General features: G+C 68.9%; 23 protein-coding genes and 1 tRNA gene. 12 read left to right on the top strand and 12 right to left on the bottom strand.

The genetic code is table 11. The features are described 5' to 3' along the window. Positions 1 to 77: 77 nt before the first annotated feature. On the bottom strand, positions 78 to 1,142 hold the full coding sequence (locus BUE16_RS01645; protein WP_073306671.1) for a Gfo/Idh/MocA family protein: 1,065 nt from the start codon (positions 1,140 to 1,142) through the stop codon (positions 78 to 80). Positions 1,143 to 1,250: 108 nt separating this feature from the next. Between BUE16_RS01645 and BUE16_RS01640 the strand changes: the two genes are divergently transcribed. Then, positions 1,251 to 1,718 carry a VOC family protein gene (locus tag BUE16_RS01640; RefSeq protein WP_073306670.1) on the top strand — a complete coding sequence of 156 codons (468 nt, stop codon included), beginning with the start codon at positions 1,251 to 1,253 and terminating at the stop codon, positions 1,716 to 1,718. Positions 1,719 to 1,814: 96 nt separating this feature from the next. Then, on the top strand, positions 1,815 to 2,297 hold the full coding sequence (locus BUE16_RS01635; RefSeq protein WP_073306669.1) for a MaoC family dehydratase: 483 nt from the start codon (positions 1,815 to 1,817) through the stop codon (positions 2,295 to 2,297). 37 nt (positions 2,298 to 2,334) lie between these two features. Here BUE16_RS01635 and BUE16_RS01630 read toward each other — a convergent pair whose 3' ends face one another. Genes BUE16_RS01630 through BUE16_RS01610 form a run of 5 tightly spaced genes read right to left on the bottom strand, consistent with a single transcriptional unit; the run spans position 2,335 to position 5,124 of the window. Further along, positions 2,335 to 2,523 (bottom strand): PaaD-like zinc ribbon domain-containing protein, encoded by a 189-nt coding sequence (locus BUE16_RS01630; RefSeq protein ID WP_073307038.1) that lies wholly within the window; start codon positions 2,521 to 2,523, stop codon positions 2,335 to 2,337. A 2-nt stretch (positions 2,524 to 2,525) separates the two neighbouring features. Further along, positions 2,526 to 3,002, bottom strand: coding sequence for a 1,2-phenylacetyl-CoA epoxidase subunit PaaD (gene paaD, locus BUE16_RS01625; RefSeq protein ID WP_079991443.1), 477 nt, complete (start codon positions 3,000 to 3,002; stop codon positions 2,526 to 2,528). Beyond that, positions 3,003 to 3,845, bottom strand: a complete 843-nt coding sequence (paaC, locus tag BUE16_RS01620; RefSeq protein ID WP_073306668.1) for a 1,2-phenylacetyl-CoA epoxidase subunit PaaC — start codon at positions 3,843 to 3,845, stop codon at positions 3,003 to 3,005. Then, on the bottom strand, positions 3,842 to 4,183 hold the full coding sequence (paaB, locus tag BUE16_RS01615; RefSeq protein ID WP_073306667.1) for a 1,2-phenylacetyl-CoA epoxidase subunit PaaB: 342 nt from the start codon (positions 4,181 to 4,183) through the stop codon (positions 3,842 to 3,844). The genes paaC and paaB overlap by 4 nt, the downstream gene beginning before the upstream one ends. A 2-nt stretch (positions 4,184 to 4,185) precedes the next feature. Then, entirely contained in the window at positions 4,186 to 5,124 is a 939-nt protein-coding gene (locus BUE16_RS01610) for a Phenylacetic acid catabolic protein (protein WP_073306666.1), read from the bottom strand. Between the two features lie 105 nt (positions 5,125 to 5,229). Here BUE16_RS01610 and BUE16_RS01605 point away from each other — a divergent pair, with 105 nt between their 5' ends. Next, the gene (locus BUE16_RS01605; protein ID WP_073306665.1) at positions 5,230 to 5,871 is read left to right on the top strand and encodes a helix-turn-helix domain-containing protein; all 642 of its coding nucleotides are present in this window, start codon (positions 5,230 to 5,232) and stop codon (positions 5,869 to 5,871) included. Positions 5,872 to 6,016: 145 nt separating this feature from the next. Next, complete coding sequence (locus BUE16_RS16795; RefSeq protein WP_200778342.1) at positions 6,017 to 6,193, top strand: hypothetical protein; 177 nt, start codon at positions 6,017 to 6,019, stop codon at positions 6,191 to 6,193. 36 nt (positions 6,194 to 6,229) lie between these two features. Here BUE16_RS16795 and BUE16_RS01600 read toward each other — a convergent pair whose 3' ends face one another. Together BUE16_RS01600 and BUE16_RS01595 are read right to left on the bottom strand one after the other, a co-directional pair. Further along, positions 6,230 to 6,901 (bottom strand): alpha/beta hydrolase, encoded by a 672-nt coding sequence (locus tag BUE16_RS01600; RefSeq protein WP_073306664.1) that lies wholly within the window; start codon positions 6,899 to 6,901, stop codon positions 6,230 to 6,232. Continuing rightward, positions 6,901 to 7,902 (bottom strand): VOC family protein, encoded by a 1,002-nt coding sequence (locus BUE16_RS01595; protein ID WP_073306663.1) that lies wholly within the window; start codon positions 7,900 to 7,902, stop codon positions 6,901 to 6,903. The genes BUE16_RS01600 and BUE16_RS01595 overlap by 1 nt, the downstream gene beginning before the upstream one ends. A 333-nt stretch (positions 7,903 to 8,235) precedes the next feature. Between BUE16_RS01595 and BUE16_RS01590 the strand changes: the two genes are divergently transcribed. Beyond that, on the top strand, positions 8,236 to 8,511 hold the full coding sequence (locus BUE16_RS01590; protein WP_079991442.1) for a HalOD1 output domain-containing protein: 276 nt from the start codon (positions 8,236 to 8,238) through the stop codon (positions 8,509 to 8,511). 33 nt (positions 8,512 to 8,544) lie between these two features. On the opposite strand, the gene BUE16_RS01585 is transcribed toward BUE16_RS01590, so the two are convergent. Both BUE16_RS01585 and BUE16_RS01580 read right to left on the bottom strand, forming a co-directional pair. Then, positions 8,545 to 9,207, bottom strand: coding sequence for a hypothetical protein (locus BUE16_RS01585; protein ID WP_073306661.1), 663 nt, complete (start codon positions 9,205 to 9,207; stop codon positions 8,545 to 8,547). 278 nt (positions 9,208 to 9,485) lie between these two features. Next, on the bottom strand, positions 9,486 to 9,959 hold the full coding sequence (locus tag BUE16_RS01580; RefSeq protein WP_073307036.1) for an Ig-like domain-containing protein: 474 nt from the start codon (positions 9,957 to 9,959) through the stop codon (positions 9,486 to 9,488). Positions 9,960 to 10,081: 122 nt separating this feature from the next. Between BUE16_RS01580 and BUE16_RS01575 the strand changes: the two genes are divergently transcribed. Both BUE16_RS01575 and BUE16_RS16555 read left to right on the top strand, forming a co-directional pair. Continuing rightward, positions 10,082 to 11,218 carry an ATP-binding protein gene (locus BUE16_RS01575; RefSeq protein ID WP_143165338.1) on the top strand — a complete coding sequence of 379 codons (1,137 nt, stop codon included), beginning with the start codon at positions 10,082 to 10,084 and terminating at the stop codon, positions 11,216 to 11,218. A 49-nt stretch (positions 11,219 to 11,267) separates the two neighbouring features. Then, positions 11,268 to 11,405 carry a hypothetical protein gene (locus tag BUE16_RS16555; RefSeq protein WP_159435694.1) on the top strand — a complete coding sequence of 46 codons (138 nt, stop codon included), beginning with the start codon at positions 11,268 to 11,270 and terminating at the stop codon, positions 11,403 to 11,405. 85 nt (positions 11,406 to 11,490) lie between these two features. Here the strand turns inward: BUE16_RS16555 and BUE16_RS01570 are convergent, their stop codons facing one another. Further along, complete coding sequence (locus BUE16_RS01570; RefSeq protein ID WP_073306660.1) at positions 11,491 to 12,435, bottom strand: GAF domain-containing protein; 945 nt, start codon at positions 12,433 to 12,435, stop codon at positions 11,491 to 11,493. A 252-nt stretch (positions 12,436 to 12,687) separates the two neighbouring features. After that, positions 12,688 to 12,760: transfer RNA gene (locus tag BUE16_RS01565), tRNA-Asp, on the bottom strand. A gap of 290 nt (positions 12,761 to 13,050) precedes the next feature. On the opposite strand from BUE16_RS01565, the gene BUE16_RS01560 reads away from it, so the two are divergent. From BUE16_RS01560 to BUE16_RS01540, 5 genes are read left to right on the top strand one after another with little or no spacing between them, the layout of a single operon-like run. After that, positions 13,051 to 13,281, top strand: coding sequence for a DNA-directed RNA polymerase subunit H (locus BUE16_RS01560; protein WP_073306659.1), 231 nt, complete (start codon positions 13,051 to 13,053; stop codon positions 13,279 to 13,281). Beyond that, positions 13,278 to 14,843 (top strand): DNA-directed RNA polymerase subunit B'', encoded by a 1,566-nt coding sequence (locus BUE16_RS01555; RefSeq protein ID WP_073306658.1) that lies wholly within the window; start codon positions 13,278 to 13,280, stop codon positions 14,841 to 14,843. The genes BUE16_RS01560 and BUE16_RS01555 overlap by 4 nt, the downstream gene beginning before the upstream one ends. Positions 14,844 to 14,850: 7 nt before the next feature. Beyond that, positions 14,851 to 16,680 (top strand): DNA-directed RNA polymerase subunit B, encoded by a 1,830-nt coding sequence (gene rpoB / locus BUE16_RS01550; RefSeq protein ID WP_073306657.1) that lies wholly within the window; start codon positions 14,851 to 14,853, stop codon positions 16,678 to 16,680. A 2-nt stretch (positions 16,681 to 16,682) separates the two neighbouring features. Continuing rightward, positions 16,683 to 19,649: a DNA-directed RNA polymerase subunit A' gene (locus BUE16_RS01545; protein ID WP_073306656.1), complete on the top strand. Its 2,967-nt coding sequence runs from the start codon at positions 16,683 to 16,685 to the stop codon at positions 19,647 to 19,649. Beyond that, on the top strand, positions 19,642 to 22,371 hold the full coding sequence (locus BUE16_RS01540; RefSeq protein ID WP_073306655.1) for a DNA-directed RNA polymerase subunit A'': 2,730 nt from the start codon (positions 19,642 to 19,644) through the stop codon (positions 22,369 to 22,371). The genes BUE16_RS01545 and BUE16_RS01540 overlap by 8 nt, the downstream gene beginning before the upstream one ends.

The raw sequence follows: 22,371 nt of genomic DNA, 5'->3' as shown, positions 1-22,371 counted from the left end.
AGTCAGAACGGAGAAGTGACTGCCGCGTCGACCGCGCGTAGCTCCCCCCGCCCCGGGCGGCCGGCCCCGGTCGCCGACTACGGTGTCGGGTCAACGTGATCGCCCGCGGAGTCGAACACGGCGTCGACGACGCGCTGGACCGCAGTCGCCTCCGCGAACGAGACGAGGTCGGCGTCGCCGTCCTCCAGCGCAGTCACGAACTCGTCGACGAGCGTTACCGTCGTCGACTCCCGCTCGGCGCACAGCTCCTCCTCGGCGTCCGTACCGGGGTCCGCGGTGAGGCGGAACCACTCGGTGAGCGTCAGTTCTCCCTCGGTGCCGGTCACGGTGATCGCGTTCTTCTCCGGTTGCTCGTGGTCCGTGAGCAGGTCGATGGTGCCGTGGACGGTGTCGTCCCCGAGGCCGACCGCGCCCCCGTCGATGTCCCCGCGTCCAGCACCGGCGCCCCCGCGTCCGGAACCGGCGTCTCCACCGCCGGCGCCTCCGCCGCCGGCCTCGAACCACCCGACGACCGACTCCTCGTAGGTATCGGGGCCGCTGTACTGCACCTCGGCGCTCACGCGCTCGATGCTCCCGAAGAGCTCCCGCACGCCGAACAGGAAGTGCGTGCCGACCTCGCGGACCGGACCGCCCTGCTCGCGCGAGCGGAGCCAGTCGACATCCTGCCACTCGCGGGGCCACTGCGGGAACCGGAAGTCGAGCGAGACGCGCCGCGGAGCGCCGATCTCCCCGGCGGCGACGCGCTCGCGCAGCTCGACGAATCCCGGGGTGTAGCGGAACGGGAGGTTCACCGCCGTGGCGAGGTCGGTGTCGGCCTCCAGTGCGGCCAGTTCGGCGCCCGTCTCCGCGTCCTCGGCGATCGGCTTCTCGCAGATGACGTTGACGCCGGCCGCGAGGCCGTCGCCGGCGATCGCGCGGTGGTGGACGGGCGGCACGCCGACGTAGAGGACGTCGAGGTCCTCCTCGGCGAGCATCCGTTCGTGGTCGGTGTAGGCGGCGGCGTCGCGCTCGGCGGCGAACGACTCGACGCGCTCGGCGTCCACGTCGCAGGCGGCCGCGACGGTCGTGTCCGGGTGCTCGCCGAACGACTCCGCGAGTCTGGTGCCGATGACGCCGCAACCGACGATCCCCACGTCGTACATAGTCCGTCGTTCGACTGGAGGGGTTTGTGCGTTCGTATCGCGGTCTGCAGACGATGGATGGGTCGCCGATGCCGCCACGGCTACATCGTCGCCGCCCGTGGGGCCGGTATGACGGAACCGGACGACCGGGCGCGGGCGCTGGGCATCAATCACGTCGCCCTGGAGGTGGGCGACATCGACGCGGCCGTCGAGTGGTGGCGGTCGCTGTTCGCCGTCGAGCTGCGCGGGACCGCCCCCGGGATGGCGTTCCTCGACATGGGCGACCAGTTCGTGGCGCTGAGCGAGACAGCCGAGGGTGACGGGGCCCCCGACCACCACCGTCACTTTGGACTCGTCGTCGACGACCTAGACGCCGTCGAGGACCGGTTGGACGAGGTCGACGGCGAGCGCCTCGATACCGGCGGGTTCGACGTTCGCGATCCGTGGGGCAACCGGATCCAGTTGGTCGAGTATCGGGCGGTCCAGTTCACGAAGGCTCCGTACGTCCTCGACGGGATGGGGATCGACGGGGAGGCGCGGGCGAAGACGGCGGAGGCGCTCGCCGAACTCGCGGAGAAGGACATGGACTCCGAGTAGGCGGGTCGTCGGGGTCGGCGGTCCGTTCGACGGATCCCGTCCGATCGATCCCGTGTCACGCGAAACGACTTTCACGTGATCCTGTGACACATCAACATGGCATACAGCTACGAGCCGCACTACTTCGAGGACTTCGAGGTCGGGCAGGAGTTCGTGAGCGTCGGGCGCACCGTCACCGAGTCGGACTTCGTGATGCACTCGGCGCTGACGGGCGACTGGACCGAACTGCACACGAACGCCGAGTACGCCGAGGACAACGCCTTCGGCGAGCGCATCGCTCACGGCCCGATGACGTTCGTGCAGGCGACGGGGTTCGTCTACCGGACGGGTGTCGTCGAGCGGACCGCGCTGGCGTTCCTCGGAATGAACTATATGGATCTCCCGAACCCCGTGTTCATCGGCGACACCATCTCGATGGAGATGGAAGTGACGGAGACGAAAGACGTGTCCAGCCGCGACGACGCCGGCTTCGTCGTCATCGACTGCGAGGTGACCAACCAGGACAACACCGTCGTGCTACAGGGCGATATGAAGTTCCTCATCAAGATGCGCGCAGCGGCGGACGACCCGCACGCGTGAGTGGTCGGTCGTCGACCGCGACCGACGGAGCCGTCGGCTACCCGAACCGCTCGAACGGCTCCCCGCACTCCGTGCAGAAGTGCATCGAGCGGCACAGCCCCGGCCCCTTCGGGTGCTCGCGCTCGGTGTCGGTCGACCCGCAGTAGGGGCATTCCGCGGGGTCGTCGTCCGCGTCGTCCCCGTCGCCGCCGGCGGCGACGCTCGGGTCGGGTGCGTTCCAGCGCACGGTCACACGCTCAGGCCGAACTCGCGGAGGGCCTCCCGCCCCGCGTCGGTCACCATCGCGACGGTCCACTCCGGCGAGTAGCGCAGGCGCACCTCCGCCTCGTCGACGCCGGGCGCCGTCTCGGCGGCGCAGCGCACGTCGTTCGTGAGCATGTCTCGGGCGGGGCAGCCCGTGTAGGTGAGCGTCATCTCGATCTCGCAGCGCCCGTCCTCGTCGACGGTCACGTTATAAATGAGCCCCAGGTCGACGACGCTTACGGGCATCTCGGGGTCCTCGACCTCGGAGAGCGCGTCCCACACGTCGGCCTCGGTTCCGGTGGCGCCCGCACCCGTCTTCGGGTACTCCTCGGGCGCCTCGCCGTCCTCGTAGGCGGTGTAGGCGCACGCCTCGGCGACGGCGGGTGCGTCGTCCGCGGCGGTGCTGCCTGGTGCGCCGTCCGCGGCCCCGTCCGGCGCGTCCGTCGGCACGTTCGTCGGCATCTACGCCTCCTCCCCCCGCAGGCGGGCGGGCCGGTCGAAGTCGACTTCGCGGTGCGTCGCGGTGAACGCCTCGTACAGGTCGAACCACTTGTCGGTGTGGCTCCCGTCGCGGCCGCGGACCTCCGGACGGTCGACCTCGTCGGGTTCGGGGACGACGAGGCCGTACCCCTCCAGCGTCGGGATGACGGTGTCGATCCACTCCTCGCGCATCGACGCGAGCGACTCGCGGCGGAGGCCGGCGGCCCGGATCTCAGCCTCGTGCTCGCCGGGATACCACAGCGACAGCGCGTGCGGGAACAGGTCCTCGACGGCGGCCTGCAGGCGCTCGCGGGCGTCGCCGTCGCTCGCGAGGCGTTCGACCCAACTGACGGCGTGCTCGCGGTGGTACTCCTCCTCGGCGAGCGCCTTGCCCACGCGGTCGGCCAGCGGGGCGTAGCTTGTGTCGACGAGCGCTTCGAGGCGGAGGCGCTCGGCCACGTCGTACAGGTACGTGCGGGCGACGGCGTCGCCCCAGCCGTCGTCGGCGAACGGGCGCTCGACGAGCGTCGCGTGCGTCCAGTCGTCGGCCGGGCGCCGCCAGATGCACTCCTCCTCGGTGTAGCCGAGTTCCTGCAGGAGATCGTACCACAGGCGGGCGTGGCCGAACTCGTCTTGCGCGACGTTGGCGAGCGCGAGGTCCGACTCGATGGTCGGCGCGAAGATCTGCCACTCGGTGAGGCGCTCGGCGTGGACGAACTCGTCGTCCGCGAGCCGGAACAGGAGCTCCTCCAGCGCGACCTGCCGTTCGGGGGTGAGGTCGTCGCGGTCGAGCGAGGCAGCGGGCGGCTCCTCCGGGGCAGTCATGCGTCCCCCTCCGATTCAAGCTGTTCGCGGCGCGTCCGGGCCGCCTCGCGCTGTTCGGCCTCGCTGTCCTCCACCTCTTTCGCGAACGACGCGTCGATGTCGTTGTACGTCATCGCCCAGCGGTAGGACTTGTCGGTTCGACCGCCGAAGGCGGCGTCCTCGGGGTCGACCTCGCCGATCTCCGACTGCGGGACGACCCACAGCGAGTTTGTCTGCATCCGGCGGGCGTGCTGGATCTGCGCGAACAGTTTCGCCATCTCCCGGTCCGGCGCATGGACGTTGCCGACGTGGCGGTGGTAGTCGCCCGGCTTCTCCTGGCGGAACACTTCCCAGATCATGGTCAATCGGCCGCCTGCGACGTTCCCGCGGCGCTTCCCTCCCAGCCGTCGAGGCTCTCGCGGACCCACGCGACCGCCTCCTGCCGGCGGCGACGCGAGCCGATCTGTTCGTGGCTCCCCTCGTAGTCGTTCTTGGCGATGGTCCAGAACTCCTCCCAGTCGAGGTCGTCCTCGCGGACGGCCATCGTCCCGTCGTCGCGCTCGAAGACCCGCGGGGACTCGGGGATCTCCAGCCCGTACTTCTCGGCCTTCGGGATGTACAAGTTGAGAAACGAGTTGCGAAGCTCGTCGTTGGAGGTGGTCTTCAGGCCGACCTCCTGGGCGAAGTCGTTGTGAGTCGACTCGTCGTTCGTGGGCCCGAAGAACTGGAGGATGCGCGGCCACCACTCCTCGAACGTCTCCTGGGTGCGCTCCTGTGTGGCCTTCGACCCGCGCATCAGTTCGCGCAGGATCGACTCGCCGTGCTTGACGTGGAATCCCTCCTCGAAGCACACTTTGTCCATCGCGTGCGCGTACGGCGTCCAACTGGTCGACTTCAGGGTGGCCTGTCGGCGCATCGCGCCGCCGTCGACGAAGAAGTCGATCATCGGCGCCTCGTACCACGAGTCGACCGGGTAGTGGAAGCAGTTGAGGAACTTCCCCTCGCCGTTCTTCAGTTCATCGAGCATCTCCTCGCGCGTCTTCACGCCGAGCGTCTCGGCCGCGCGGTACAGCAACTGCGCGTGGCCGATCTCGTCTTGCACCTTCGCGGTGTTGGCGAGCTTCCGGTCGAGTGACGGCGCGTGTCGAGTGAACTCCTTGTCGAGGTAGCCGCCCATCACCTCGCTGTTGGCGTGGAACTGGATCATCCGGGTCGCAGCCCGACGGTACTCCTCGGGCATGTCGTCGTTCGGGCCGAACTGCCGCGGTCCGGCCTGATCTTTGACCGCCTCGATATCCATACCGATCGTTCCTTCTCGTTGTGACGCTTACCGATTCACCCGTTTATGTGCGTGTTTTATATTTGAACGCGCTACCACTCCACGTGATCGAGGGGTGAACGATCCGTGATCGAGGAGTGTCTCGCCGTCGAGGTTCGCGTGAGTGGCGACGACTGCCCGCTGGCCGAGGCGACGGCGGCGACGCGGACGCCGGCGCGCGCTGAGCCGCCGCAGCTGCGCGCCGACGGCAATGTCCTCCTTCGCTTCGGCGCGCCCCGCGACGACGGGTTTGCGGCCTGCCTCGACGCCGACGACCGGATTCGCTACCTCCACCGCTCGCGAGCGGGCGAGCGCGACACCTACCGGTGCCTCTCAAAACACCCGTGCGTCGTCCACGAACTCGTTTCGGCGGGACTGCTCGTCGAGGACGTGACCTACCGCGACGGCGACGCGACGGTGACCGGCGCCGTCGTCGGCCACGAGGTGTTGCGCGGGGTGATGGAGACCGCCGGCGGGACCGTCGGCGTGCAGTTGACCCGGACGTATCCGCTGCGTGAGGAGACCGACCCCGTCTCCGGGCGGTTCGGGCTGACGCCCCCGCAGACCGAGGCGCTGCGGGCGGCCGTCGAGGCGGGGTACTTCGCCGTGCCGCGGGCGGCCAGTTCCGCGGACGTGGCCGCCGAGTTGGGGCTGTCGAAGAGCGCGTTTCTCGAACGGCTCCGGCGCGCTGAGGCGACGCTGTATCGGGAGCTGTTCGCCGACCGGTGACCGGGGCCGATCGGCCCCGACGCAGATCGCACGCCCGCGGCGACGCAGTGAATCCTGCCGATTCTCGAATCGCTGTAAAGCGCCGCGTTCGGCGCTGATTCGCTCGAATCGCGCCAGTTATACCCGTTCGTCGGGAACCGCTAGTGTGACGCGAACCGATGTCGACACGACCGACCGCCCTGTCTCCCTCTCCAGTCGCGCGTACCGGATCACCCTCGACGACGGGCGAGAGACGTTCGATGCCCTCGAGATCTGTGACGAGCAGCGCCCCGAGGCGTACTTGATGTCCGACACGGTGCGTTCGCTCGACGCGATGCGGTGAGTCGCCGACTCCGTCCGCTCGCTCACGCTCCGGTCTTCAGTCGTCCAGTCGCTCCGCGAGCAGGTCGCCCAGCCACGCAAACTCGTCGTCGGTGACCTCGTGGCCGACGCCCTCGTACGCGCGTCGGGTCACGTCGGCCCCGAGCGCCTTCAGCACCCTTGCCGTCGCCGCGAGGCGCTCGATCGGCACGCGTTCGTCGGCGGCGCCGCCGGCGATCAACACTGGCGCGCGGTCGAGGCAGCCTTCGGACGACCCCTGGTCGATCGTCGGGCCGAGCAGCCCCCCGCTGAGCAGCGCCAGCGGGTGTCGACCGCCGGACTCGGCGGCGTACTCGGCGGCGACGGACGCACCCTGTGAGAAGCCGGTCAAGACGACTTCCTCGACGGAGAGGTTCAGCGCCTCGCGCGTCCGATCGAGGACGGCGTCGACGACCGCCACCGCGGAGGATCGGTGGGGTTCGTTGCGCTCGCGAGGCGCGTCGACGGCGTGCGGTAACCACCGACTCCTGGCCGCCTGCGGCGCGACAAACGCGACGCCGTGGCGCGCCACCGGCTCGTAGAGGTTGATCGCGCCCTGCGCGGTCGCACCGCGCCCGTGGAGGCAGACGACCGCCGCCCCGGCCGCGCCCCGCGGCGCGCCGGCGGTGACGACCGGCTGCCCCGCATGGGGGCTGGGGAGGTCGCCGGGCAGCGTTTCGTCCCAAACCATCAGTCGCCCGCTCTGTCGTCCGCGGTGCCGTCGGCGCTCCGATCGCCGCCCCCGCGGCGCCCCCAGCCGGTCGCGGCGGTCGGAACCTCGACCGGGGGAAGCTGTCCCTCGATCATCTCGCGATCCTCCTCCGCCCACGGCGGGAGGACCAGCGACTCGCCGAACCGCTCCCGCGACTCGTCGACCCCGAACTCGGGCGCCTCCGTCGACAGCTCGATCAGGATCCCACCCGGTTCGCGGACGTACAGCGCCTTGTAGTAGTGTCTGTCGCGGACGCGGGAGACATCGATGTCGCGCTCGCGCAACAGGTCGTGCCACTCGTGCAACTGCTCCTCGTCGGCGACGCGAACCGCCACGTGGTGGAAGCTCCCCGTTCCCTCCCGGCCGAACTCAGCCTCGCGGTCCAGCAGGTCGACGACGGTCGCGCGGTCGCCGCCGGCACGGTAGCGCACGCGGTCGCTCTCCTCGTCGACGAGGTCGAACCCGAGGGTTTCGAGCACGCTCGCGGTCGCAAACGGGTTCGTCGGCAGCGCCGTGACGCCGTGGATGCCCCGGATCGCGGTGCATTCCGGGATGGGGCCGTCGTTCCACGGCGCGACCGGCTGGTCGGCCGCGACGAGTTCGAGCCGAGTCCCCGAGGGGTCCGCGAACCGGAGGGCGGACTCGTCGAATCGCGATATCCGCTCCGTGTCGACCCCGCGGTCGGCCAGTCGGTCCGCCCAGAAGTCGAGCGACCCCTCGGGGACCGCGAACGACGCCCCGGTGATCTGCGGGCGCCCGCGGCGCCCGGGCGGCTCGTTCGGGTACGGAAAGCAGGTGTAGACGGTGCCGAGGTCGCCCGCGCCGTTGCCGTAGTACAGGTGGTAGCGGAGCACGTCCTCGTGGTTGACTGTCCGCTTCACGAGTCGCAGGCCGAGCGTTCCGACGTAGAAGTCGAGGTTCGCCTGTGGGTCGCCCACCATCGACGTGACGTGATGGATACCCGGGGTGTCGGAGAGCATTCGAACACCGACCGTTGGAACCACAGGGTGTTAGCCCTCGCGACAGCGGCGGCACCGCGTGCGGCCCGGACCGGACGGTCGCCGGGGACCCGCCGACCGCGGTCGAAAGAATCAATCACCAGTCCACCGTTCGTTGAGGCATGCACGACATCGATGACCGCGTCGATTCCCGTCCGCGGCGGTGTGAGTGCCCGTCCGCCGCCGATCGGACGACCGACGGTGACGCGCTCATCCTTGTGGAAGTGCTATCGCCCTCGCCCGATCCCGTGATGACACTCGGCCGATCAGCCGAAGGGGTGGCCGGTGGATCCTGATCCCACGGAGTCGGTTTCGGTGACGTACGACTCGGAGACCGGCGAGTACACCGCCACGTTCGATCCAGACGCGCTCGACGCGACCATCGCCGTCGTGGAGGCGACGACGGCGATCCGACGCGAAGAGCCCGAGCGCCACGTCCCGCTGTTCGAAGTGATCGATCCGGACGCGCTGGACCGCATCTGCGGACCCAGCAGGAACGACGACGCCGTCGTCGAGTTCTCCTACCTCAATCACCGGATCCGGGTCCGCAGCGGCGGTCACATCACCGTGGCCCCGAAGGACTCGGCGTAGTCGCGCTCGAAGCCCCGGTCACCGCCTCCGTCGCTACGCGTCGTCTCGCCGCTCGTCCCTGTTGGAGTCGCTTCCGTCACTCGCCGGTCCCGTTTCCGCGTCGTCGCTGAACGCGCCAGTTCGCGGGTCGATGTCGGCGACGAACCGCATCGTCGCGAGGTTCCCCGCGAGGCCAAGGACGGCCCCGACCGGGAGACCGAGGGCCAGGCCGACGATCGGAACCGAGACCGTGATCGCCGACAGCACCGCCGAGACGACGGCGACCGTCGCCGCGAAGCCGACGGCGTACGAGCGGTACGCGCCGCCGTCGGCCGCGAACCCGGCGGACGCGCGCGCAGCCGAAACCAGGTCCGTGTCCCGGAGGACGAGGAGAGACGGCGTGGCGTACAGGAGATACGACGCGACCACGACCGCGAGCAGCGCGAGGAGCACGACGACGACGCCGACTCCGGACGGCGCGCTCACGAGGAGGACGAGCGGCGAGCGCGCCACCACCGGCGCGACGGTGAACACGAGAAACGCGGGGAGGTATCGGCAGACGTGCTCGGCGAACCGGTACGGCTCGCCGGCGAGGGCGTTCGCGAGCGAGCCGAAGTAGCCCGCGGCGAGCGCGAGAACCACGGGGTTCCGGAGGGCGCTCGGCGGGACACCGGCGGAGACGGCGACGCCGGTGTCGGAACCGAAACGAAGCTCCAAACAGAGAGCACCGACGCCGGGAGCGTGACTCGGACGCCGACGTGGACGCCGTCGAACGCCGCGACGGACCGGATCTTGCCAGCGTCCAGCACCGCGAGGCCGAGGGGAACGAGCGCGAGGGCGGGGTGCGCGAACGCGTCGTCGAGACTGTCGGAGAGGCGCGTTGTGATGGAGGGCACGGACGGCCGTGGTCCGGGAGACGCGATAGTCCTTGTGGGGGCACCGTCGCCCTCGTCGTCGCGTGTCGGTCCCGCTCGGCGCCCGTGACCGTCCCGCCGTCACTCGGCCACGACGAGCACGCGCGTGTTTCCGCGCCTGTCGGCGTACTGTCCGCCGGCCGGCGGCTTGATCGAGATGCTGAGCATCCCCTGTTCACGGTTCGGCCCGAGCGCCGGGGCGACGACGACCGTCGCGGTGCCGTTCGCGCCGGTTCGCGCGGTCGCGACGCCGTCGAGACGCGCCGTGTCGCCGGCGACGACGACCGTGGCGCCCGCGACCGGCCGACCGTCCGGGTCGACAACGGTCACCGAGAGCTCCTGCTCCCCAGGCGTCGTGACCTCCGGCGTCGGCCGCGCGTCGAGTTCGGTGACGGCGAGCCCCTGCACGCCGCTGATCATGTTGAGCATCACGCTCAGGCTGGCGACGCCGACGACGAGCGCGATGACGAGCCGGACGGGAAGCCCCTCGATGGCGCGGTCGTCGCGGCGGAGTTCGGCGAATCGGCGGCGCTCGTCCGCCGCGAGCGAACGGATCCGTCCGCGAACGGCGACTCGGAGCGATCGGGGGGTATCGGGGGACACACGCCGGATGGGCTCGTCATCGTATTTGAACGCTCGCGCGAGGGTTCATCACCGATTCCGGAGCCAGACCCGCCGTGCACGTGCTCGGCAGCGAGGCGGAGATGGGCGAGTCCTCGGGTGGTTCGGTCGACGACGAAGAGACCGAACCGACCGGCGGGCCGACGGGCGGACCGATCGCGCCGTTAGGGCGGTTTCGCGCGCCGGACGACGGCGTCGGTGCGCGGGTCGGAGTCGATCTCGATCGACCACACGCCGCGCTCGTCGTCGGCAAGCGCGGCGCGGGCAAGACCCACACGCTCGCGGTGCTCGCCGAGGGCGTCGCCGCGGCCGACGCCCTCGCGCCCGTGGTGATCGATCCGATGGGGGTGCTCGACGGCCTCGCGGTCGACGGCGGGACGGTCCACCGTCGACCGCGGGTCCGACCGGACGCGGTTCCGCCGTCGGCGTGGCCGGCGTTGCTGGATCTGGACCCGGCGGGCGCGGTCGGCTCGCTCGTGTGGCGCGCGGTCGCCGAGTCCGCCGGATCGTCAGTCGCCGCCGCACGCGAGCACGTCGGCGACGCCGACGCCGCTCGCGCGACCCGCCGAGCGGCCGACGCGCACCTCGCACTCGCGGCCGAGTGGGACGCGTTCGATCCCGACGGAATCGGCCCGCGAGCGCTGGCATCGGGAACGCCGACGGTGCTCGACTGCTCTCGGCTTCCCCCGGCCGCCGCGGGGGCGGTGTGCGCCGCGGTCGCCCGCGGGCTGTACGATGCGCGCGTTCGCGAGGCGATCGACCGACTCCCGTGGCTGTTCGTCGACGAGGCGCACGCGTTTTTCGATGGCGTCGCTGGCGACGCGCTTGCGACGCTGCTCACCCGCGGTCGCGCGCCCGGCGTCTCGCTCGCGTGCGCCACGCAGCGCCCCGCGGCGCTGCCGGCGGTCGCGGTGTCGCAGGCGGACTTACTGGTGGCTCATCGTCTGCACAGCCGCGCGGACATCGACGCGCTCGCCGCAGCACGGCCCCTGGCGGTCGCAGACGGGCTCGCGGACCGGTTACCGGCCGGGGTCGGCGAGGCGCTCGTCGTCGACGACGTGAGCGAAACCGCGCCGACGGTGCGCGTCCGAGCGCGACGGACTCCCGACCGCGGCGCCGGTCCCCGGGCGAGCGGCGTCCGAACGGACGAGGCGGATACCGTGGACCGCGAGGGCGGCGGGCGCGAGGAGTGAAGCATTATCCCCGGCGCCCCCCAAACGGCGGCATGGACGTGAGACGCTCGTGAGCGCCGACGGCGGGTCGACCCGAGAGAAGCTCGTCGCCGGCGCCGTCGAGAAGCCGGTGCTCGGCGCGTTCGTCGCGGTGATGCTGCTGATGGCGGCCGGCTTCCTGATCGCGTTCCTGCTGTTCGTCGTCTGATCGCAGCGCCTCGAACGACCGCGTCGGCTCGGGCGCGCGTCGGCTCGAGCGCGCGTCGGCTCGAGCGCGCGACGACTTCGACGACCTACCGCTCCCCCAGAGCGCGGATCCGCGCCTTCTCGCGGTCGTGCGCCAGCTCGCGGCCCACCCAGCGCGCCGCGAGTTCGATCCCCGTGCGCTCCCATCGCGCGAACCCGTCCCGGCGCGAACGGTCGACGACGCACAGCGTGCCGAACAGGTCGTCGGCGACGTACACCGGCGTTCCGAGGTAACATTCTAGCCCCAGTTGTCGCCCGATCGGCGGTCGACCGCGGTCGCCGACCCCCCCGTCGGGACCGGTGGCGACGGTGCGCCCCGCGTCGACCGTGGTCTCGCAGTACGTATCGCCGAGCGGCAGCGTCCGGTCGAACGCGACGCACAGCTCCTCCGTTCCCTCGCCGGCGACGAACCGGAACTCGTCGCCGACGATCTGGGCCAGTCCGGCGTAGTCGACGCCGTACGTCGCGCGTACGGTTTCGAGCACGCCGTCGATGACGGCATTCAATTCCGTCGGCGAGCCGGCGATCGCGTCGCCGAGGCGACGGAGCGCGGTCGCGCCGCGGCGGCTGCGCTGGCGCTCATGGAACACCTCGACGGCGTCGTCAAGTCGGTCGATCAGCGCGGCGGGTCCCCCGTTGCCGGCGTCGCCGTCCACGTCGGCGACCGTATCGCGGACTGTTAGGTGGTCGGTGACGCCGGCGCAAAAGAGCGTTCGGATCAGCTCCACGTCTATCGATTCTCCGTCGCTGTAGGAGACGAGCGGGATCTCGGGGTAGCCGCCGCGAACGCGGCGGACGAACTCGGCGGCGCCGTCCGGGAGCGGGTGGCCGACGGCGACCGCGTCGTACGCCTCGTGACCGAGGGTGTCGAGCGCCGCCTCCCCACACGGTTCCGGTTCCGCGACGAACCGACCGTCCGCGTCGACGCGCCCGCCGATCTTCCGCCGGCGGTCGCGGTCAGCGTCGACGTGGAGCAGTCGGTACGCGTTCATCTGTCCCACGGCGGAGGCCGCGGGTCAAGAGGCTGTTGGCCGGCGGGGGACAGAGTCGAACGGCACAGGGTCCGGGCCGTCGATAGTGCCGGAACACCCCCGAAACGAACGGTGGATCCGGCACAGCCGTCCCGCTCGTCTCGTGTTCGCTGCGCTCCCGAGCGTGCGACTGTTGGTGTTCAAATCTGCTCGTGTCGCCGGTTCGGTGCCGCCGGGCTCGCTCATCGCTCGCCAGTTGGCGGCACCAGAAAGCGCCCGGAGCGGGATTTGAACCCGCGTCACAACCGTGACAGGGTTGTATGATGGGCCACTACACCATCCGGGCGTGCATCGCGTCGGCGTGTTTCCACCACGCCTCTACGCATCCTTTCGTTTTCCGGGTACACAATTAAGACTTCTCATCCGACCCCGCCGTGTCCCGCGATACCGTGCGCCGCAACGTTCATACGGTGGGAACCACATGGTCGTGTTGTGCAAGCGTTGAGGTGACCAGCTAACGGTCCCCAACTCGTTTGACAAGCGTTATGTGGACGGGTCGTATAGACCGCCGTAGTATCTCGTGAAGACTTCTCCCCAGCAAACACGGCCGCGCGCGACCACGAATCTCACCAATCCATGGTAAACGTAAGCGAACACGAACTCGTACCCGATCACACGCTCCTCGAAGACGCCGACGAGATCGAGGAAGTGCTCGACGAGTACAACGTCAAACGGACCGATCTCCCCAAGATCAAGCGGACCGACCCCGCGGTGCCTGACGAGGCGGAGGCGGGCGATGTCATCCGGATCGAACGGGACTCGCGAACCACCGACACGGCGGTCGTCTACCGCCTGGTGGTAGAATGAACCGAGAGGCACGACGCGCCGTCTCGCGGGAGTACTTCTCCCAAGAGCGACTCGCGGAGCACCACTTCCGCTCGTTCAACAACTTCCTCGACCGCGGCATGCAGCGGGTCGTCGACGAGAAGGAGACGATCGAGACGGACATCGGCGACAAGGAGGGGCAAGAGCCCGTCTACGTCGAACTCGGCGACGTGCGGATGACGACTCCGCGCGTCCGCGAGGCCGACGGCTCCGAGGAACTGCTGTATCCGCAGGAGGCGCGCCTCCGCAACATCACCTACGCCGCGCCGGTCTTCATGGAAATGAAGATCATCCGCGGCGGCGAGGAGGAGCCCGAGACGGTCGTCGACCAGACGGAGACGAAGGTCGGCCGGATGCCAATCATGGTCGGCTCCAACAAGTGCAACATCTCCGGGTTCTCCGACGAGGAGCTCGTCGAGATCGGCGAGGACCCCGTCGATCCCGGCGGCTACTTCATCGTCAACGGCTCCGAGCGCGTGCTCATGACCAGCGAGGACCTCGCGCCGAACAAGATCCTCGCCGAGTACGACTCGAAGTACGGCGACGAGATCCAGGTCGCCAAGACGTTCTCCCAACGGCGCGGCTACCGCGCGCTCGTGCTCTGTGAGCGCAACCGCGAGGGACTGCTCGAGGTGAGCTTCCCCTCCGTGTCCGGCTCCGTCGACTTCGTGACGCTCGTGCGCGCGCTCGGGCTGGAGTCCGACGAGGAGATCGTCCACCGCGTCTCTGACGACCCGGAGATCGTGAAGTTCATGCTGGAGAACCTGGAGGAGGCCAGCGTCCAGACCGAAGAGGAGGCCATCGAGACCCTCGGCGAGCGCGTCGCCTCGGGCCAGGGGAAGAACTACCAGCTGAAGCGGGCGAACTACGTCATCGACCGCTACCTCCTGCCGCACCTCCACGAGGAGGGCGTCGAGGAGGAGGACGTTCGCATCAACAAGGCGTACTATCTCTGCCGGATGGCCGAGGCGTGCTTCGAGCTCGCGCTCGACCGTCGCGAGTCCGACGACAAGGACCACTACGCCAACAAGCGCCTCAAGGTCTCGGGCGACCTGATGACGGACCTGTTCCGGACGGCGCTCAACAAGCTGGCGCGCGACGTGAAGTACCAGCTGGAGCGCGCCAACATGCGCAACCGGCAGCTCACCGTCAACACGGTGGTCCGCTCGGACGTGCTGACCGAGCGGCTCGAACACCCGATCGCGACTGGCAACTGGGTGGGCGGCCGCTCGGGCGTCTCCCAGCTAGTCGACCGGACCGATTACATGGGCGTGCTGTCGCACCTGCGTCGCCTCCGCTCGCCGCTGTCGCGGTCGCAGCCGCACTTCGAGGCGCGCGACCTGCACGCGACCCAGTGGGGCCGCATCTGCCCCTCCGAGACGCCGGAGGGACCGAACTGCGGGCTGGTGAAGAACTTCGCGCAGGCGATGGAGCTCTCACAGAACGTCGAGGACGAACAGGGACTGAAGCGAGAACTCGCGTCCATGGGTGTCGAGGGTATCCCCGGCATCGAGGGCGTCGACCGCGCGTCCGCGGACGACTGACACTACTATGGCAAGCCAACAACGAGAAGCGAAAGTCTACGTCAACGGGAGCCTGGTCGGGACCCACCCGGACCCGAACCAGCTCGCCGCACAGATCCGTGAGGCGCGCCGCCGCGGCGACGTCTCCGACATGGTCAACGTCTCGGTGAAGGACCGGACCGACGAGGTCATTGTCAACGCCGACGCCGGCCGCGCGCGGCGGCCGCTCATCGTCGTCGAGAACGGGGAGCCGCTGCTGGACGACGAGACGATCGAGGCGCTAGAAGCCGGCGAGATCGAGTTCGAGGACCTCGTCGACCACGGTATCGTCGAGTTCATCGACGCCGAGGAGGAGGAGGACATCTACGTCGCCACCGACGAGGAGGACGTGAACTCGCGGACGACCCACCTGGAGATCGACCCGCAGCTGATCTTCGGCATCGGCGCGGGCATGATCCCGTACCCCGAGCACAACGCCTCGCCCCGGATTACGATGGGGGCAGGGATGATGAAGCAGTCGCTCGGACTGCCGTCGGCGAACTACCGCATCCGGCCGGACACCCGCCAGCACCTCCTGCACTACCCGCAGCTGTCGATGGTCAAGACGCAGACCACCGAACAGATCGGGTTCGACGAGCGCCCGGCCGCGCAGAACTTCGTCGTCGCGGTCATGAGCTACGAGGGGTTCAACATCGAGGACGCGCTCGTCATGAACAAGGGGAGCGTCGACCGCGCGATGCAGCGGTCGCACTTCTTCCGCACCTACGAGGGCGAAGAGCGCCGCTACCCCGGTGGCCAGGAGGACCGCTTCGAGGTACCCTCCCAGGACGTTCGCGGCGCCCGCGGCGAGGACGCGTACACCCACCTCGACGAGGACGGCCTCGTCAACCCCGAGACGAAGGTCGACGAGAACTCCGTCCTGCTCGGGAAGACCAGCCCGCCCCGGTTCCTCGAGGAGCCGGACGACATGGGGGGGCTGTCGCCGCAGAAGCGCCGCGAGACGAGCGTCACCATGCGCTCGGGCGAGTCGGGCGTCGTCGACACAGTCACCCTGATGGAGGGCGAGGACGGCTCGAAGCTCTCGAAGGTCTCCGTCCGCGACGAGCGGATCCCCGAGCTCGGAGACAAGTTCGCGTCCCGGCACGGCCAGAAGGGCGTCGTGGGTCACCTCGCCCCGCAAGAAGACATGCCGTTCACCGAGGACGGGCTCGTTCCCGACCTGGTGCTCAACCCGCACGCGCTCCCGTCCCGGATGACGGTGGGCCACGTGCTGGAGATGCTCGGCGGCAAGGTCGGCTCGCTGGAGGGCCGCCGCGTCGACGGGACGGCGTTCCAGGGCGAGAACGAGGAGGAGCTACGCTCATCGCTGGAGGAACACGGGTACAAGTCCTCCGGGAAGGAAGTCATGTACTCCGGGGTCACCGGCGAGAAGATCGAAGCGGAGATTTTCGTCGGGACCATTTTCTACCACAAGCTGTACCACATGGTGAGCAACAAGCTGCACGCCCGCTCGCGCGGGCCGGTGCAGGTGCTCACTCGGCAGCCGACCGAGGGGCGGGCCCGCGAGGGCGGCCTCCGCGTCGGCGAGATGGAGCGCGAGGTGCTCATCGGGCACGGCGCCGCGATGGCGCTGAAGGAGCGGCTGCTCGACTCCTCGGACAAGGAGTCGGTGTACATCTCCGAGGAGACGGGGATGGTCGCCGTGGAGGACGTGGAGCAGCGGCGTATCTACGACCCGATCACCGGCGACGAGGACGACATCCACGAGATTGAGATCAGCTACGCGTTCAAGCTGCTGCTCGACGAGATGAAGGCGCTCGGCATTCGACCGACCCTCGAACTTGAGGACGCAGTCTAACTATGGCAGGCCAGACACCCAAAGAGATCGGCGGCATCAACTTCGGGCTGATGGACCCGGAGACGTATCGGGACATGTCCGCGACGAAGGTCATCACCGCGGACACCTACGACGACGACGGCTACCCCATCGACATGGGGCTAATGGACCCTCGCCTGGGCGTCATCGACCCCGGGCTGGAGTGCCGCACCTGCGGCAAGCACTCCGGGTCGTGTAACGGGCACTTCGGCCACATCGAGCTGGCGGCGCCCGTCATCCACGTCGGGTTCACGAAGCTCATCCGTCGGCTCCTGCGCGCGACGTGCCGCAACTGCGGCCGGCTCGCGCTCACCGAAGAGGAGAAAGAAGAATTCAAAGAGAAGCTGGTCCGCACGAAGGATCTGGGCGGCGACCCGACCGACGTGCTGAAGTCGGCGGTCCGCCAGGCCCGCAAGGCCAACAACTGTCCCCACTGCGGCGAGCCGCAGGCGGACATCAAACACGAGAAGCCGACCACGTACTACGAGGTCCAGGACGTGCTCTCGGGCGACTACTCCGAGCTCATCACCCGCGCGATGCAGCCGGACCAGCCCGACGATGAAGCGGACGATGAGGAGGCCGCCGAGGTCGACGAGGCCGAGGCCATGTCCCCGATGGACCTCGCCGACGAGACGGGCATCGCGCTCGATCGGATCAACGAGATCCTCTCGGGCGAGTTCCGCCCGCGCAAGGAGGACCGCAAGGCGCTGGAGAAGGCGCTGGACATCGACCTGACGGTCGAGGACATGAACAAGCTGATGCCGAGCGACATCCGCGACTGGTTCGAGGACATCCCGGACGAGGACCTCGAACCGCTCGGTATCCACCCGCAGAAGTCCCGGCCCGAGTGGATGATCCTGACGGTGCTGCCGGTGCCGCCGGTCACCACGCGCCCCTCGATCACGCTGGACAACGGCCAGCGCTCCGAGGACGACCTGACCCACAAGCTGGTCGACATCATCCGCATCAACCAGCGGTTCATGGAGAACCGCGAGGCCGGCGCCCCCCAGCTCATCATCGAGGACCTCTGGGAGCTGCTCCAGTACCACGTCACGACGTTCGTGGACAACGAGATCTCGGGTACACCGCCGGCACGGCACCGCTCCGGGCGCCCGCTGAAGACGCTCTCCCAGCGCCTCAAGGGCAAGGAGGGTCGCTTCCGCGGGTCCCTGTCGGGCAAGCGCGTGAACTTCTCCGCGCGGACGGTCATCAGCCCCGACCCCACCCTCTCGCTGAACGAGGTCGGCGTCCCCGAGCGGGTCGCCGAGGAGATGACGCAGGTGATGAACGTCGCCGAGCGCAACATCGACCGCGCCCGGCAGTACGTCCGCAACGGCCCCGAGGCCCACCCCGGCGCGAACTACGTCAAGCGGCCAGACGGCCGCCGGCTGAAGGTGACCGAGAAGAACTGCGAGGAGCTGGCCGAGAAAGTCGAGCCCGGTTGGGAGGTGAACCGCCACCTCGTCGACGGCGACATCGTGATCTTCAACCGGCAGCCCTCGCTGCACCGGATGTCGATCATGGCCCACGAGGTCGTGGTCATGCCGTACAAGACGTTCCGCCTGAACACCGTCGTCTGCCCGCCGTACAACGCCGACTTCGACGGCGACGAGATGAACATGCACGCGCTCCAGAACGAGGAGGCCCGCGCGGAGGCGCGCGTCCTCATGCGCGTCCAAGAGCAGATCCTCTCGCCGCGCTTCGGTGAGAACATTATCGGCGCCATCCAAGACCACATCTCTGGTACGTACCTGCTCACCCACGACAATCCCGAGTTCACTGAGACGCAGGCGCTTGACCTGCTGCGTGCGACCTCGGTCGACGAGCTACCCGAACCCGACGGCACGAACGACGCCGGCCAGGAGGTCTGGACCGGCCAGACCGTCTTCTCGGAGCTGCTGCCCGACGACCTGAACCTCGAGTTCACGTCCTCCACCGGCGACGACGTCGTCATCGAGGACGGCCAGCTCGTTCAGGGCACGATCGACGAGGACGCCGTCGGCGCGTTCGGCGGCGAAGTCGTCGACACCCTTACGAAGGTGTACTCTGAGACCCGCGCCCGCGTGTTCATCAACGAGGTCGCGTCGCTGGCGATGCGCGCGATCATGCACTTCGGCTTCTCGCTCGGCATCGACGACGAGTCGATCCCGCCCGAGGCGACCGAGCAGGTCGACGAGGCGATCGACTCCGCCTACGAGCGCGTGCAAGAACTCATCTCGACGTACGAGGCGGGCGACTTAGAGAGCCTGCCCGGCCGGACCATCGACGAGACGCTGGAGATGAAGATCATGCAGACGCTCGGCAAGGCCCGCGACTCCGCGGGCGAGATCGCCGAGGACCACTTCGCCGACGACAACCCCGCCGTCATCATGGCCCGCTCCGGGGCCCGCGGGTCGATGCTGAACCTGACCCAGATGACCGGCTGCGTCGGCCAGCAGGCGGTTCGCGGCGAGCGCATCAACCGCGGCTACGAGGACCGCACGCTCGCCCACTACGAGGCCGACGACCTCTCGGCGGAGGCCCACGGGTTCGTGGAGAACTCCTACCGCTCGGGGCTGACGCCCGAGGAGTTCTTCTTCCACGCGATGGGCGGCCGCGAGGGGCTGGTCGACACGGCGGTCCGGACCTCCAAGTCCGGGTACCTCCAGCGCCGGCTCATTAACGCCCTCTCCGAGCTTGAGACGCAGTACGACGGAACGGTGCGAGACACCTCCGGCACCATCGTCCAGTTCGAGTTCGGCGAGGACGGCACCTCGCCGGTGAAGGTGTCCTCTAACGAGGACAGCCCCATCGACATCGAGCAGATCACCGACCGCATCGTCGACGCCGAGTTCGGCTCCGAGGAGGAAAAAGAGCGGTTCCTCGGCCGCCGCGAGGCGCCGACGAACCTCTCGGAGTACGCCGGCCCCGGACTTGACAAGGCCGGCGGCGTGGGGGTGGGCGATGACTGACGGCGGGTCGGTCGATCGCTTCGTCGACGCCCACGAGCAGGTGACCGAGGACATCGCGCTGGTCGTCGAGGACACTGAGCTGCCGCGGCGGCTGAAAGACGAGATCTACGAGACGGTCGACGCCCGTGGCGGCGTGACCGCCGAGCAGGCCAACGAGATCGCCCAGGCCGCCGAGTCGCGCTACCTCGACACGCGCGTCGACCCACTCGACCCCGTAGGGACGGTGTCGGCGCAGAGCATCGGTGAGCCCGGAACGCAGATGAGCGTCCCCGCCGACGAGCGGGTACTGGTCCGCCGGAACGGCGAGACCGACGTGACCGAGATCGGACCGCTCGTGGACCGACTGCTGGAGTCGGGGGAGGTCCGCGAGATCGACGGCCACGAGGTCGCGCTCGCACCCGAGGGGCTCGAAGTGCCGAGCCTCCGCGAGGACGAGCGAGTCGAGTGGAAGCCCGTCGAGGAGGTCAGCCGACACGAGACGCCCGAGGAACTGCTCCGGTTCGAGCTGGAATCCGGACGGACGATCCGGGCGACGAAGGCCCACTCGTTCGTCACCCGCCGCGACAACGAGGTCGTCCCGGTGGCGGGAGAGAACCTCGACGAGGGGGATTGGATCCCGGTCGTCGCGGATCTCGACGGGTCAGTCGACGCTCCGGACAGCGTCGACCTCCGGGAGCACCTCTCGGGCGAGGAGTACTGGTTCACGTCGACGCTCACCGACGGAGGCGCGACCGTGGACGCGACGTTCCCCGCCGGGGACGCGCAGGTCGCGAACAAGCGGTCGGCGCTCGACGCCGGCGACATCGAGGAGGGCTACGCGTACCCGGTCGGCGGGAGCGTTGGCCTACCCGAGGAGCTTCCGCTCGATGAAACGACCGGGTTCTTCTTCGGCGCGTGGCTCGCCGAAGGGAACGTTACGGACCACTACGCCTCCGTGTCCAACGTCGACGAGACGTTCCAGGAGGGCGTCCGCGCGTTCGCCGAACGGTACGACCTCTCGGTAAACGAGTACGAGAACACGAGCGGCTTCGCTGACGGATACGATATCCGCGTCAACGGGACGGTGCTGGCCGACCTGCTCCGAGCGACGTGCGTGGTCGACGGCGAGAAGGTCGTCCCCGGATTCGCCGTCGGTTCCCCCGACGGGTTCGTTCGTGCGCTCCTTCGCGGCTACTTCAGCGGCGACGGGAACGTCGGGTCGAACTCGATCCGGTCGAGTTCCACGAGCGACAGGCTCACAGCCGGTATCGCGCTGCTTCTGTCACGCGTCGGGGTGTACGCCACGCTCGGGCGGACCGACGACTCCCGGACGCTCCGCATCCCCGCGAAACACGTCGGACGGTTCCGCGATCGCGTCGGGATGGTGGGCGAGCGCGCCACCGCGCTCGACGACCTCGCGGATACGGTCGACGCCGACGGACCGGACGCGACCGATCAGATCCCGAACTTCGGCGACTCGCTGAGCGAAGTCGCCGCGGACGCCGGGATCCCGAGCCGACAGGTGAACGCCGCGTCGAACCGCCAGCGGATCGGTCGAACCCGTCTCGCTCGGCTCCTCGAAGAGGCGAACGAGGCCGGTGTCGACGGCGAGGCGCTCGCCGAACTCGAACGCGCCGTCGACGGGGACGTGGTATGGGACCGCATCGCCTCGATCGAGACGGTCGGGAGCGATCACGAGCACGTGTACGACTTCTCCGTCGAGGGACTGGAGACGTTCACGACCGCCGAGGGGGTCGTCACTCACAACACGATGAACACGTTCCACTACGCGGGCGTCGCGGAGATGGACGTGACCCAGGGGCTCCCCCGGCTCATCGAGCTGGTGGACGCCCGAAAGACGCCGGACACGCCGATCATGGTCGTCCACCTCGACGACGAGCACGCGACCGACCGCGAGAAGGCCCACGAGGTCGTCTGGCAACTGGAGGCGACGAAGATCCTCGCGCTGGGCGACGTGTCCACGAACGTCGCGGACATGCTCGTTCGCGTCGACCTCAACGAGGAGACGCTGCTGGAGCGGTGGCCCACCTACGAGGAACCGACCGAGGTCGCCGGCATCGTCGCCGACATCATCGAGGACTCCCTGGGCGTCTCCACGCGCCACTCGGGGACGGCGATCGAGTTCGGTCCCGACGAGCCGAGCTACCGCCAGCTGCTCCAGCTGGTCGAGCAGCTCCGCGACATCGTGTTCAAGGGCATCGAGGAGGTCACCCGCGTCGTCATCCGCAAGGAGGAAGTCGCAGACGGCGAGGAGGAGTACGTCCTCTACACCGAGGGGTCTGCGTTCGCCGACGCCTTGGAGATCGAGGGCGTCGACGCCTCGCGCACGACGTGTAACAACATCCACGAGATCTATCGCACGCTCGGCATCGAGGCCGCCCGCGAGACGATCATCAACGAGACGATGGAGACGCTCGAAGAGCAGGGGCTCGACGACGTGAATATCCGCCACCTGATGCTCGTCTCCGACATCATGACCAACCGCGGCACCGTCGAGTCGATCGGTCGCCACGGGATCTCCGGGTCGAAGGAGTCCGTCCTCGCACGCGCGGCGTTCGAGGTCACGGTGAACCACCTGCTCGACGCGGCGATCCACGGCGAGGCCGACGACCTCAACGGCGTCATCGAGAACGTCATCGTCGGGAAGCCGGTATCGATCGGCACCGGCGACGTGGACCTCCGGATGGGCTCGAAGCCCGAACCGAAGTCTGCAGACGACTGA

Source organism: Halobaculum gomorrense, from assembly GCF_900129775.1.
Taxonomy (GTDB): domain Archaea; phylum Halobacteriota; class Halobacteria; order Halobacteriales; family Haloferacaceae; genus Halobaculum; species Halobaculum gomorrense.
This window is presented reverse-complemented; position numbering and strand designations above follow the sequence as displayed.